We start from the raw sequence: 12,484 nt of genomic DNA on the forward strand, positions 1-12,484 counted from the left end.
CGCATCAGAACACCGGCTGCTCGCCGGTTTCCTTGACTGCCTCCATCACGACATGTGTGGACGTGGACGTAATATAGGGCAGTCCGGAAATATGCTCGGCCAGCACGCGCCGGTAAGACGCGATATCGCGGCTGCGCACCTTCAGCAAATAGTCGAATGCCCCCGCAATAAGATGGCATTCTTCGATTTCGGGGACATTGCGCACTGCGTCATTAAAGGCCTGCAACGCGGTCTCGCGCGTGTCCGACATTTTCACTTCAACAAACGCAATATGCGCAGCATCAATCTGGTGGGGGTCGATCATTGCACGGTATCCGTGAATGACGTTCTGCTCCTCCAGCCTGCGCAGGCGCGCCTGCGTCGGGGATTTGGTCAACCCGATACGAGAGGCAAGTTCGGTCACACTCAGCCGGCCATCAACGGCCAGAATACGCAGGATCGCATGGTCAAAGCTATCCAGCTTCAAGCGGGTCATTGTTTTGCACCCTTCATAGAAAAAAGTCGTATTACCCGCGCTTACGGCCAATTAAGGCTGAATACAATCCGATTATCTGGAATACTGGTGATAATTCCTTATAAAGGCATGCAACATGACGATGCGAATGCGCCCTTGTGCCAAGATTACCCACCAAATCTTACGCGATGAAGCGGATGCTGTTGCGATTGCAACAAATATGGCTGCGCTGGACGCGGATGCGCGTGCGCAAATAAGCACACATGCGGCGGGACTTGTCCACGACATCCGCACCCAAGCCACACCCGGCCTGATGGAGGTGTTTCTGGCCGAATACGGCCTGTCCACTGACGAAGGGATCGCCCTGATGTGTCTGGCCGAGGCGCTGCTGCGCGTGCCTGATGCCGCCACAATCGACGACCTTATCGAGGACAAGATAGCGCCATCGGATTGGGGCAAACATCTGGGGCAGTCGTCCTCCAGTCTGGTCAATGCGTCCACATGGGCGCTGATGCTGACCGGACGTGTTCTGGATGATCGTAGCAAAAGCGCGGCACAGGTGTTGCGCGGGGCCGTCAAGCGGCTTGGGGAACCCGTCATCCGCACGGCGGTCGGGCGCGCAATGCGGGAAATGGGGCGCCAGTTCGTGCTGGGCGAAACCATTGGCACGGCCATGACCCGCGCGGCAAAAATGGAAGCGCGCGGTTATAGCTATTCTTATGACATGCTGGGCGAAGCGGCCCGCACCATGAATGATGCGCAACGCTACCACACGGCCTATCGCAGTGCCATTCGCAGCATTGGCGCAGCCGCAACCGGCAATGACATTCGCACAAATCCCGGCATTTCCGTGAAATTGTCCGCGCTGCATCCGCGCTATGAACTGGCACAGGCAGACCGCGTCATGGCCGAGTTGGTGCCACGGCTGCGCGAACTGGCACGGCTGGCAGCGGCGTTGGGCATGGGGTTCAATATTGACGCCGAAGAACAGGACCGTCTGGCCCTGTCGCTGGATGTCATCGCTGAAGTGTTGCGTGACCCCGCCCTTGAAGGCTGGGACGGGTTCGGGGTGGTGGTGCAGGCATATGGCCCGCGCGCGGCGGACGTGATCGACTGGTTGCATGAACTGGCCCGAACGCATGACCGCAAGCTGATGGTCCGGCTGGTCAAGGGCGCGTATTGGGACACCGAAATCAAACGCGCGCAAGTCATGGGGCTGGACGGTTTTCCGGTGCTGACCCAAAAACCGGCGGCGGATGTCAATTTCATCGCCTGCGCGCGCAAGCTGCTGGGCATGACATCGCGGATCTATCCGCAATTTGCGACACACAACGCGCATACGGTCGCAGCCGTGTTGCATATTGCCGCGCAAATGCAGATCAGCCCGCTGGATTATGAGTTCCAGCGCCTGCACGGTATGGGGGAATCCCTGCATGATCTGGTCCTGACGCGCAACGGCACGCGCTGCCGCATTTACGCCCCTGTCGGCGCCCATAAGGATTTACTGGCCTATCTGGTGCGGCGGTTGCTGGAGAACGGTGCCAATTCGTCATTTGTGAACCAGATTGTCGATGCGGATGTGCCCCCTGAAACTGTGGCTGCCTGCCCTTTTGCCGCACTGGATACGCTGCCGGAAGGGCGCAACCCGAAACTGGCTGTCGGGCCGGAACTGTTCGGCGCTGAACGGCGTAATTCCTGCGGCTGGGACTTGACCTGCCATGCCGATCTGGACGCGATTGACGGCGCGCGCACCCCCTACAGAACACAGACATTTCGCGCCGCGCCGCTGATCGCTGGTCAAGCGGAAGCTGCAAAAGGCCATGTCGCGCTTAATCCTGCCAACCCTGCCGACCAACTGGGCGAGGTGGCGCAAGCCACACAACAAGATGTTGGCGCAGCGCTAAGCGCAGCGCAGCCATGGGACGCAGATGTGTCCACACGCGCGCAGGTTCTGAACCGCGCAGCCGACCTTTATGAAGAACATTTTGGACAGATCTTCGCCATTCTGGCGCGTGAAGCCGGGAAAACCCAGCTTGATGCCGTAGGCGAGCTGCGCGAGGCTGTGGATTTCCTGCGCTACTACGCGCTGCAAGCGCAGAACCTGAACATGCCCGCGCGGGGAGTGATCACCTGCATCAGCCCTTGGAATTTTCCGCTGGCTATTTTCACCGGCCAGATTGCGGGCGCATTGTCGGCGGGCAATGCCGTTCTGGCCAAACCTGCCGAACAAACGCCCATCATCGCGCATTTTGCAACGCGCCTTCTGCACGAAGCGGGTGTTCCACGACATGTGCTGCAACTGCTGCCTGGCGATGGGGCCACAGTGGGTGCCGCGCTGACCTCGGACCGGCGTGTGGGGGGCGTGGCCTTCACCGGATCAACCGAAACCGCCCTTCTGATCCGGCGCAACATGACCGAAAACCTGTCACCTGATGCCCCGTTAATTGCAGAAACCGGCGGGCTGAATGCCATGATCGTCGACAGCACCGCCCTGCCGGAACAAGCGGTGCGTGACATTCTGGCGTCTGCGTTCCAATCGGCGGGGCAGCGCTGCTCGGCGCTGCGCTGTCTGTATCTGCAAGAAGACATCGCCGAAGGGGTCGAAGAAATGCTGTTCGGCGCCATGCAGGAACTGCGGCTGGGCGATCCATGGCATCTGGAAACGGATATAGGGCCAGTAATCGACAGCGACGCGCGCGACCAGATTGCGGCCTATATCGCGCAAGCCAGCGCCGCAGGTCGGTTACTGCACCAGATCGCGGCACCTGCCGACGGGCATTTCATTGGCCCGGCGGCATTGCGCGTATCCGGCATTCAGGACCTGACGCACGAAGTGTTCGGGCCGGTTCTGCATATCGCGCGGTTCCGTGCATCAGATCTGGACCGCGTGATTGATGATATCAATGCCCGCGGATATGGCCTGACCTTCGGGCTGCATACCCGTATCGATGCACGGGTGCAGCATGTTGTCGAACGGGTGCAGGTCGGCAACACCTATGTGAACCGTAACCAGATCGGTGCGGTCGTGGGCAGCCAGCCTTTTGGCGGAGAGGGGCTTTCCGGCACTGGACCGAAAGCAGGCGGGCCGCATTACTTGCACCGCTTCACGCGCACACCCGCCAGCACCACGACCGCCACACCTGCGCAAAACCTGCCTGTGGCCGCGCTGGAACAGGCGGTTGGCGCCCCACTTGCCGCCAGCGCGCCACTGCCGGCGGAACAGGACCTGCCCGGACCAACAGGGGAAACCAACCGCCTGCGCCATGCCGCCCGCCTGCCTGTCCTGTGCCTTGGCCCCACACTTGACCTTGCGCGGTCGCAGGCGAATGCGGTGCGCGCGCTTGGCGGCACGGCGGCCATACTGGACGGCATTCCCGCAGGGCTGGACCAGATGGGCGGCTTTTCGGCGGTCATGTTCTGGGGGCCGGACGATCAGGCGCGCCAGATCGCCCGCATCCTTGCGCAGCGCGACGGGCCGATTGTGCCCCTGATTACGGGCGCGCCAGATGCGGCCTATGTCCTGCTGGAACGGCACTTGTGTGTCGATACAACAGCGTCCGGCGGCAATGCACAGTTGCTGGCAGATGTCGGGGCATAAGACGCCCTAACGCGCGCAGGGGCGGACGTATGTCCGGCCCCCTGCGCGCTATTCGGCGGCTTGTTCCTGCGCGCTTGCGGCGTCAATTTCGGCAGCGCGGCGTTCTACCTGTTCAACGATATGCTCAATCATTTCGGCATTTGACAACTTGTGGCTTTGCTTGCCCGCCAGATAGACCATGCCGGACCCCGCACCCCCGCCGGTAAAGCCGATATCGGTCATCAGCGCCTCGCCCGGGCCATTGACGACACATCCGATGATCGACAGACTCATCGGGGTTTTGATATGGGCCAGTCGATCCTCCAGCGCGGATACAGTCTTGATCACGTCAAAACCCTGTCGCGCGCAGGACGGACATGAAATTATGTTGACGCCGCGATGGCGCAGGCCAAGGGATTTCAGAATTTCATAGCCGATCTTGACCTCCTCGACCGGATCAGCGGACAGGGACACCCGAATCGTATCGCCAATTCCCATCCAAAGCAGGTTGCCCAGCCCGATCGCGGATTTCACTGTACCAGAAATCATGCCGCCCGCTTCGGTAATTCCCAGATGGATCGGGGCATCCGTCGCCTCGGCCAGTCCCATATAGGCCGCAGATGCCATGAACACATCGGACGCCTTCACACTGATCTTGAAGTCATGGAAATCATTGTCCTGAAGAATCCGGATATGCTCCAGTCCGCTTTCGATCATGGCATCAGGGCAAGGTTCGCCGTATTTTTCCAGCAAGTGCCGCTCAAGCGACCCCGCATTCACGCCGATGCGAATCGAACACCCATGATCGCGGGCGGCCTTGATGACGTCGCGCACGCGCCCTGCATCGCCAATATTGCCGGGGTTTATGCGCAAACAGGCCGCGCCCGCTTCTGCTGCCTCGATCCCGCGTTTATAGTGGAAATGAATATCGGCCACGATGGGCACAGGACTTTCGCGCACCACCTCGCGCAGGGCCCGGCTGGCGTCAGTGTCTGGCACGGATACTCGCACAATGTCAGCGCCCGCTTCGGCACAAGCCAGAACCTGCTTGATTGTCGCGGGCGCATCGCCGGAATCGGTGTTTGTCATGGTTTGAACACTGATCGGCGCGCCGCCGCCCACCGGCACATTGCCAACCATGATCTGGCGTGACTTGCGCCGCTCTATGTTGCGCCATGGGCGAATATGGTTGTGATCCATGCGAATACCGCCCTTTGTCAGGAAATCATTGCACCAAAGATAGACCACATGGAAGCGCGCGGCAACCAACCGTTACCGCGCGCTGCTGATCAAAAAGCCGGTAGTTTAGTCTGCGACCTGCGCGTAATCGATGAAATTCAGCAATTCGCTATCCCCGCTCAGGTCAGCAAGGGCAAAGCGTTCGGACACTGCGTCAGGCGACAGTCTGACCTGATCGACGACCTGCGCACCTGGCGCTGTCGGGCCAAAGGGCTGCCCGTCAACCAGCATGTAGACCGATCCGGAATTACCGGCCCGCAGAATGGGCGGTTCTTCCGACTGCGGCACGACATAGCGTTCGCCTGCGTCCAGAATACGTTCAAACAGCACGGTCCCATCAGCGGCGCGCACGCGAATCCAGCTGGGACGCACGGCCAGCACCTCGACCTGCGGGGGGCCGTCACTGGTCACGCGAACCCCTGCTACGTCAACATTGTCAGCTTGCGCGATTCCACCCGACGCATCGGCCAAGGCACGTTCGATGGCGCTTCGGGTCTGGTCCATCAGGTCCGCATCATTGTCGCCCTCTCGCGGGTTGATTGCGGCAATCGGGCCGTCACGCGACACCATGACCGGCGAATCCAGCGCTTCGGGACGATAGGCGCGCACCACACCCTGCGCATTGGCAACGACGGACTCGTCGCGCCCGATGCGCAGATCATCTTCGCCAAGCTCGGCGATCCGCGGCGCGGCAGCCCCGCTCATGACCGGATCAAGGTCGGCCATCACTTCTGGCGGCTGGTCGGCAGGAACCAGATTCACGCGCTGGACTTCTTTCAGCACGGTCCATCCGCCATATCCAAGCCCGATAATCAGCGCCAGCAACACAGTGATTGACCCCAATGCGGCCATGTCCAACCTGCGCCAGAACGGCTCCGGCTCGGCGGCCAGTCGGGTACGCGACAACAGACCCGGTTGGAATTCGCGGTTAACAGCGACATCAGGACGCTTGGGCGCCAGCGCCTTCTGTAAGTCCGGATTGATGGAAAAATTCGTTTCGGCGCAGAATTTCGCATAGCACCAATCGGGGTCCATACCCAAATATCGCGCATAGGACCGGACATAACCGGCCACGAAGCTTGTCGCCTCGAATGCCGATAAATCGCCCGCTTCTATTGCAGATATATAGGTGGCGCGGATGTGCAGCTCTCGCTGAACATCTAGCAGGGATTTGCCCATGGTGGCGCGTTCGCCACGCATCAGGTCACCTAATTGCACCTCGAAATCATCAAAGCCCACAGCACCAGACTGTGTTTCAGCCTCAACCTCGGGTTTGCTGCCAAACCACTTCATTCCCGCCCCTTAACACAGATATTGTTGCTCAAATGCCACAAAATCGACACAGATTTCTTATGATCCATTGACGATTTGTTACAGTATACGGGTTTTCACATCGATTTGAAGCGTTAAGATTTGTCAGGCAGAAATTTCGGCACGATTTAGCGCACAATGCGCCCACAATCCGTCCATTGCGCGAACAAGGTCATCAATCATGCGTGGCTTGTGCACGGGTGACGGCGTGAAGCGCAAACGCTCTGTGCCGCGCGGAACCGTCGGAAAGTTGATCGGCTGCACATAAATTCCGTTTTCTGCCAACAACATATCCGATATTGCCTTGCAATGCACAGGGTTGCCGACATGCACCGGCACAATGTGACTGCCGTGATCGATGATCGGCAGGCCAAGGCCGCGCAGGCGCATTTTCAGAATACGCGCATTTTCCTGCTGTTTGTCGCGCAAATATTGTGCGGTTTTCAAGTATTCAACGGATGCCACTGCGCCAGCCGCCACAGCGGGCGGGATCGAGGTGGTGAAAATGAAGCCTGGCGCGTAGGACCGCACGGCATCACACATCTTGGCGGAGGCTGCGATATACCCGCCCATCACGCCATATGCCTTGGCAAGCGTGCCATTGATGATATCGATCCGGTCCATCAGGCCATCACGTTCGCACACGCCTGCCCCGCGCGGGCCATACATGCCCACGGCATGCACTTCGTCAATATATGTCAGCGCGCCGAATTCATCCGCCAGATCGCAGATTTCCTTGATCGGCCCGAAATCCCCATCCATGGAGTAGATCGATTCGAACGCAATCAGCTTGGGCGCATCGGGATCATCGGCAGCCAGCAATTCACGCAGATGCGCGACGTCATTGTGACGGAAGATACGCTTGGCACCCCCGTTGCGGCGCACCCCCTCGATCATGGAGGCGTGATTCAATGCATCCGAATAAATGATCAGGCCCGGAAACAGCTTCGGCAGGGTCGAAAGCGTGGCATCATTGGCAATATACGCCGAGGTGAACACCAAAGCCGCTTCCTTGCCATGCAAATCGGCCAAGGACGCCTCCAACCGCTTGTGATATACGGTCGTGCCCGAAATATTCCGCGTGCCACCTGATCCTGCGCCCGTCGCCTCTATCGCTTCATGCATCGCTTGCAGGACAACAGGGTTCTGGCCCATCCCCAGATAGTCATTGCCGCACCAGACGACGATTTCCTGCTGCTCGCCATCCGGACGTGTCCACATCGCGTGCGGGAACTGGCCCTGACGGCGTTCAATATCGATAAAGGTCCGGTATCGGCCTTCGTCATGAAGCCTTTGAATGGCGGCATCGAGCGCGGCGTTGTAGTTCAAGACCCTCTCCCTCGCGGCTGCTGGGTACATATTCATCTATATCGATTTGCTGCGTATTTTCAACAGGTCGATCCATCCCTGTTTACGCCAGGGGATTGGTGGTGCCTTTGACCTAAATCAAACCTGCTATTAGAACAAATAAAAATCGCAGCGACCGATTGTCGCGAACGCCAACAAGGCAGCGAGGCCCCTAGCGTGGTGCGATTTCCAGAACAACCTGACAAGCGCGCCCGCCACTGCGCAGATTGTTGCATTCCGCGATCGCCATTGTCCTTGCGCGGTCCATATCAGGCAATTCGGACATCGCAACCGCAGATTGCGCAGGCATACCATTGCGAATGAACCCGTCAGCAGGCGCAACGGCCAAGGCCCCGAACCCGCCGGCGCCTTCCGGCAAGAACAGCGCCAGCGCATCTTCGTTCTGGCCGACAAGGCGCAATGTCGCTGTTTCCTCTTCATTCAGGAAATCATGCAGGTGCAAGACAACCTGCGCATCTGCCAGTTCATACAATTCCGACTGCGCAGGGTTGGCATTGGCAGCCGCAATCGCACTGCCGGAAATTGCAGTGACCAGCACCATCAAGTTGCGCGCGTAAGGTAGTTTCATGTCGTCACCCATCCGAATCAGTCATAGAAGTCCAACTTGTTATATACACAGAAGCGGGGCTGGACAGCCCGACGCGCTTTGATAGGCTGCGCACGAACAGAAACCCGGAGAAGATGATGAAACCCGACCTGAACGCTGTCCTTGACCAGATCGACCAGGACCTGCCCGACGCGCTTGACAGGCTACAGGATTTGCTGCGCATTCCGTCCATTTCGACCGATCCGGCCTATGCACCAGATGTGGACCGCGCGGCGCAATGGCTGGTTAATGACCTGACTGCACTGGGATTTTCTGCCCGCAAGGACAAGACCCCCGGTCACCCGATGGTGGTGGCAAACGGCGGTGCACAGGATGGGGCGCATTTGCTGTTTTACGGCCATTACGATGTTCAGCCTGTGGACCCGCTGGAATTGTGGGACAACGACCCGTTCGACCCCAGGATCGAGGACACCGCCAACGGAAAAGTGATCCGTGGTCGCGGTGCATCTGATGACAAAGGCCAGCTGATGACGTTCATCGAAGCGTGCCGCGCATGGCTGAAGGTCCACGGGTCACTGCCTGTGAAACTGACCTTCTGTCTGGAAGGCGAAGAAGAAAGCGGCTCGCCCTCGCTTGTGCCATATCTGACCGAAAACAGTGACGCGCTGCGCGCCGATCTGGCGTTGATCTGTGACACAGGGCTGTTTGATGCGCAAACGCCGGCCGTGACCACCATGCTGCGCGGTCTGCTGGGCGAGGAAATCATCATTCACGGCCCTGAACGCGACCTGCATTCGGGATCATTCGGCGGGGCCGCCATGAACCCCGCGCGCGTTCTGGCACGCATTCTGGCGGATCTGCATGATGATCAGGGCCGTGTCACTGTGCCCGGTTTCTATGACGGGGTTCCCGAACTGCCCGACGACTTGCGCGCCCAATGGGACGGGCTGGGATTTGATGCTGATGCGTTTCTGGGGTCCGTCGGGCTGAAATACCCGGCAGGAGAGGCCGGACGCAGCGCTTTGGAAATGATCTGGTCGCGCCCGACATGCGAAATAAACGGCATGACATCCGGCTATACAGGTGCCGGTTTCAAGACCGTCCTGCCCGCGCGCGCATCTGCCAAGGTCAGCTTCCGTCTGGTCGGGCAGCAGGACCCCCATGAATTGCGCAAGGCGTTCCGCGAATTTGTGCGCGCACGCATTCCCGCCGATTGCCGTGTGGAATTTCTGGATCACGGCGCATCGCCCGCATCGGTGATGGAAACAAGCCACCCCGCATTTGAGGCCGCACGACTGGCATTGACCGACGAATGGCCAAAACCCGCCGCCTTCGTGGGCGCGGGCGGGTCGATCCCGATTGCAGGATATTTCAAGTCCATTCTGGGAATGGATTCCATGCTGATCGGTTTTGCCAAGAATGATGACCAGATCCATTCCCCGAATGAAAAGTATGATCTGGACAGCTTTCACCGTGGCATCCGGTCCTGGGCGCGTATTATTGACGCTGTTTCAAAAGCGTAGCCCGTTGTCGCAGGTGGGCGTTGCGTCAACGCCCACCTGCGACGCAATCCGTTTTTTGTGCAAACATATGGCGGCCGGACAGGGGCTGAAATGCCTGCCGGTAACTGTGATCCGGCTGCGGTCAAGTTCATCCGCTGCGCCCCCTTCCCCTTGCACCTGCGCGGGATATGTTCCACAGACTAAGGCAAACGCGCTACTGGCGTATCAGACGACACTTTCAGGCGGGAATTGATAGCATGACGGCACCTTTGAAACCGACCGAGGAAATCCACGTCCGGGATGTATTCGGCATTGACAGTGACATGACAGTCAAAGGCTTTGCCGAGGCGACCGACCGCGTCCCCGCATTGGACCCGACCTATAAGTTCGATCCTGACACAACCTTGGCCATTCTGGCAGGCTTTGCCTATAACCGCCGTGTTATGGTGCAAGGATACCACGGGACCGGCAAATCCACCCATATCGAACAAATCGCTGCGCGGTTGAACTGGCCGTCCGTTCGGGTAAACCTTGACAGCCACATCAGCCGGATCGACCTGATCGGCAAGGACGCGATCAAGCTGAAAGATGGCGTGCAGGTCACCGAATTTCAGGAAGGCATCCTGCCTTGGGCATTGCGCAATCCGGTTGCGATTGTGTTTGATGAATATGATGCAGGGCGGCCGGACGTCATGTTCGTGATCCAGCGAGTGCTGGAACATGACGGCAAATTGACGCTGCTGGACCAGAATGAAATCATCACGCCGCACCCCAGTTTCCGGCTGTTTGCCACCGCAAACACCGTGGGTCTGGGCGACACAACGGGCCTGTATCACGGTGTTCAGCAGATCAACCAGGCGCAAATGGACCGCTGGTCATTGGTCGCCACACTGAACTATCTGTCCCATGATGCCGAAGCCGCCATCGTTCTGGCCAAGAACCCTGCCTATAATACCGCCAAGGGGCGGCAGGAAATCAGCCAGATGGTGACAGTGGCCGACCTGACGCGCACGGCATTCATGAATGGCGACCTGTCCACGGTCATGTCCCCGCGCACCGTCATCAACTGGGCCGAGAATGCGCGTATTTTCCGGTCCATCGGCTATGCGTTCCGGCTGTCATTCCTGAACAAATGCGACGAGTTGGAGCGCCGGACCGTGGCGGAATTCTATCAGCGTTGCTTTGACGAGGAACTGCCGGAATCCGCGGTCAGCATGGCGCTGGGGTAGTCATTCGCGTCTGGAATAAAGAAGAAGGGGGCTTGCGCCCCCTTTTTTTGAGTATTTTTGGCAAGATGAAAATGCCTAGACGGTATGCATCATCCACGCGCCGCCATGGTCGCGCGGGTCCACCAGTCCAATTCGTCCAGCATCGCATCCGCCGACCCGCCGATGGAGCCTTCAATCTCGGACATGGGTTTGGATTGACCGCCAAGAGGGTGCACCGCGAAGAAATCGCCGCCCCCGATATGCACCGCCGACCGCGTCGAGGCCATTTGCAATTCAATACCGATAGTGCGCAGATGCTCGGCGGCGCGCGTGCCCCCGACGGACCCGTAGCTTACGATACCGAACGCCTTGCGGTTCCATTCGACATAGGCTTGGTCCAGCGCGTTTTTCAACGCCCCCGTGATGGACCGGTTGTATTCCGGTGTCACAAAGATAAAGCCGTCGAACTGGCCGATTTTTTCCTGCCATGCCTTGGCCTTGCTGTCTTCTGACGGGGCCCATGCGTTTGATGCGACTTCATTGAACAAGGGCAGGTCGAAATCCTTCAGATCAAGGTATTCGACCTCCCAGCCGTCACGCGCTTGCGCACGATCCAGTATCCATTTTGCGGGGGTGTCACCGAAGCGGGAATCGCGGGTGCTGCCCAGAATTACAGCGATACGAGGTGTTGCAGACATGATGTGCCTTCTAGGTTTGGTTGAATTTACGACCTCATACATAACCACTGGAATTTCGTCGCAAATACGGAGTTTTGCACATGGGCTGTGCGATAATACGGATGGGGAATGACACCTTGGGCGGTTCCCGAATGCACAAGCCCTGATCCGTTTATTGGGGCCACGGGCAGGCCCTGCGTGCATTCCGGCACGCGCGGCGCTTTCTTTTCCGGACCTGCTGGTCTATCTCTGGGCAGACGCCCCGCAAACAAGAGCACGCCGCGCATGAACCGCAATGACAACCCCGCCGATCCGTTCAAGAAAGCGCTATCGGACGCGACCCGCACCATGGCTGATTCGCGCGACATGACGGTCACCTATTCGGTCGATCCGCCCGGCGTCAGTGGCGACACGATGCGCCTGCCGCAAGTGACCCGCCGCATGACACGCGATGAGGTCTTGCTGGCGCGTGGCACTGCCGACACATTGGCCTTGCGCATGCGTTTCCATGATGAGACCACCCATAGCCGCTATCTGCCACAAGGCCAGATGGCACGCGACCTGTATCAGGCCATGGAGGATGCGCGATGCGAAGCAGTAG

Annotated in this window: 9 protein-coding genes and 1 pseudogene; 4 read left to right on the plus strand and 6 right to left on the minus strand. The window is 59.0% G+C overall.

The features are described 5' to 3' along the window. Positions 1-4 precede the first annotated feature (4 nt). Positions 5-475 (minus strand): Lrp/AsnC family transcriptional regulator, encoded by a 471-nt coding sequence (locus ACTIE1_RS05445; RefSeq protein ID WP_439562363.1) that lies wholly within the window; start codon positions 473-475, stop codon positions 5-7. Between the two features lie 115 nt (positions 476-590). Here ACTIE1_RS05445 and putA point away from each other — a divergent pair, with 115 nt between their 5' ends. After that, positions 591-4,052, plus strand: coding sequence for a bifunctional proline dehydrogenase/L-glutamate gamma-semialdehyde dehydrogenase PutA (gene putA, locus ACTIE1_RS05450; RefSeq protein WP_439563289.1), 3,462 nt, complete (start codon positions 591-593; stop codon positions 4,050-4,052). A gap of 48 nt (positions 4,053-4,100) precedes the next feature. Here the strand turns inward: putA and ispG are convergent, their stop codons facing one another. The 4 genes from ispG to ACTIE1_RS05470 all read right to left on the minus strand — a co-directional run bounded on the left by ispG (position 4,101) and on the right by ACTIE1_RS05470 (position 8,517). Beyond that, positions 4,101-5,231 carry a flavodoxin-dependent (E)-4-hydroxy-3-methylbut-2-enyl-diphosphate synthase gene (gene ispG, locus ACTIE1_RS05455; RefSeq protein ID WP_439563290.1) on the minus strand — a complete coding sequence of 377 codons (1,131 nt, stop codon included), beginning with the start codon at positions 5,229-5,231 and terminating at the stop codon, positions 4,101-4,103. A 105-nt stretch (positions 5,232-5,336) separates the two neighbouring features. Then, a complete protein-coding gene (locus ACTIE1_RS05460) occupies positions 5,337-6,563 on the minus strand; it encodes a helix-turn-helix domain-containing protein (RefSeq protein ID WP_439562366.1) in 1,227 nt (408 codons plus the stop codon). 123 nt (positions 6,564-6,686) lie between these two features. Next, positions 6,687-7,910 (minus strand): 5-aminolevulinate synthase, encoded by a 1,224-nt coding sequence (hemA, locus tag ACTIE1_RS05465; protein WP_439562367.1) that lies wholly within the window; start codon positions 7,908-7,910, stop codon positions 6,687-6,689. Between the two features lie 190 nt (positions 7,911-8,100). Continuing rightward, complete coding sequence (locus ACTIE1_RS05470; protein ID WP_439562368.1) at positions 8,101-8,517, minus strand: hypothetical protein; 417 nt, start codon at positions 8,515-8,517, stop codon at positions 8,101-8,103. 113 nt (positions 8,518-8,630) lie between these two features. On the opposite strand from ACTIE1_RS05470, the gene ACTIE1_RS05475 reads away from it, so the two are divergent. Both ACTIE1_RS05475 and cobS read left to right on the plus strand, forming a co-directional pair. Then, entirely contained in the window at positions 8,631-10,019 is a 1,389-nt protein-coding gene (locus ACTIE1_RS05475; protein WP_439563291.1) for a M20/M25/M40 family metallo-hydrolase, read from the plus strand. 236 nt (positions 10,020-10,255) lie between these two features. Further along, the gene (gene cobS, locus ACTIE1_RS05480; protein ID WP_439562370.1) at positions 10,256-11,227 is read left to right on the plus strand and encodes a cobaltochelatase subunit CobS; all 972 of its coding nucleotides are present in this window, start codon (positions 10,256-10,258) and stop codon (positions 11,225-11,227) included. A gap of 89 nt (positions 11,228-11,316) precedes the next feature. On the opposite strand, the gene ACTIE1_RS05485 is transcribed toward cobS, so the two are convergent. Beyond that, positions 11,317-11,904, minus strand: coding sequence for an NADPH-dependent FMN reductase (locus ACTIE1_RS05485; protein WP_439562371.1), 588 nt, complete (start codon positions 11,902-11,904; stop codon positions 11,317-11,319). A 264-nt stretch (positions 11,905-12,168) separates the two neighbouring features. On the opposite strand from ACTIE1_RS05485, the pseudogene ACTIE1_RS05490 reads away from it, so the two are divergent. After that, positions 12,169-12,484: pseudogene (locus ACTIE1_RS05490) on the plus strand (cobaltochelatase subunit CobT); the annotation flags it as partial.

This window comes from Roseinatronobacter sp., assembly GCF_051859525.1.
In the GTDB taxonomy this organism is placed as follows: domain Bacteria; phylum Pseudomonadota; class Alphaproteobacteria; order Rhodobacterales; family Rhodobacteraceae; genus Roseinatronobacter.

Bases quoted from the DNA above. Each gene is read 5' to 3' on its own strand.
- ACTIE1_RS05445 (WP_439562363.1), bottom strand. From the start codon at position 475: ATGACCCGCTTGAAGCTGGATAGCTTTGACCATGCGATCCTGCGTATT.
- putA (WP_439563289.1), top strand. From the start codon at position 591: ATGACGATGCGAATGCGCCCTTGTGCCAAGATTACCCACCAAATCTTA.
- ispG (WP_439563290.1), bottom strand. From the start codon at position 5,231: ATGGATCACAACCATATTCGCCCATGGCGCAACATAGAGCGGCGCAAG.
- ACTIE1_RS05460 (WP_439562366.1), bottom strand. From the start codon at position 6,563: ATGAAGTGGTTTGGCAGCAAACCCGAGGTTGAGGCTGAAACACAGTCT.
- ACTIE1_RS05470 (WP_439562368.1), bottom strand. From the start codon at position 8,517: ATGAAACTACCTTACGCGCGCAACTTGATGGTGCTGGTCACTGCAATT.
- ACTIE1_RS05475 (WP_439563291.1), top strand. From the start codon at position 8,631: ATGATGAAACCCGACCTGAACGCTGTCCTTGACCAGATCGACCAGGAC.
- cobS (WP_439562370.1), top strand. From the start codon at position 10,256: ATGACGGCACCTTTGAAACCGACCGAGGAAATCCACGTCCGGGATGTA.
- ACTIE1_RS05485 (WP_439562371.1), bottom strand. From the start codon at position 11,904: ATGTCTGCAACACCTCGTATCGCTGTAATTCTGGGCAGCACCCGCGAT.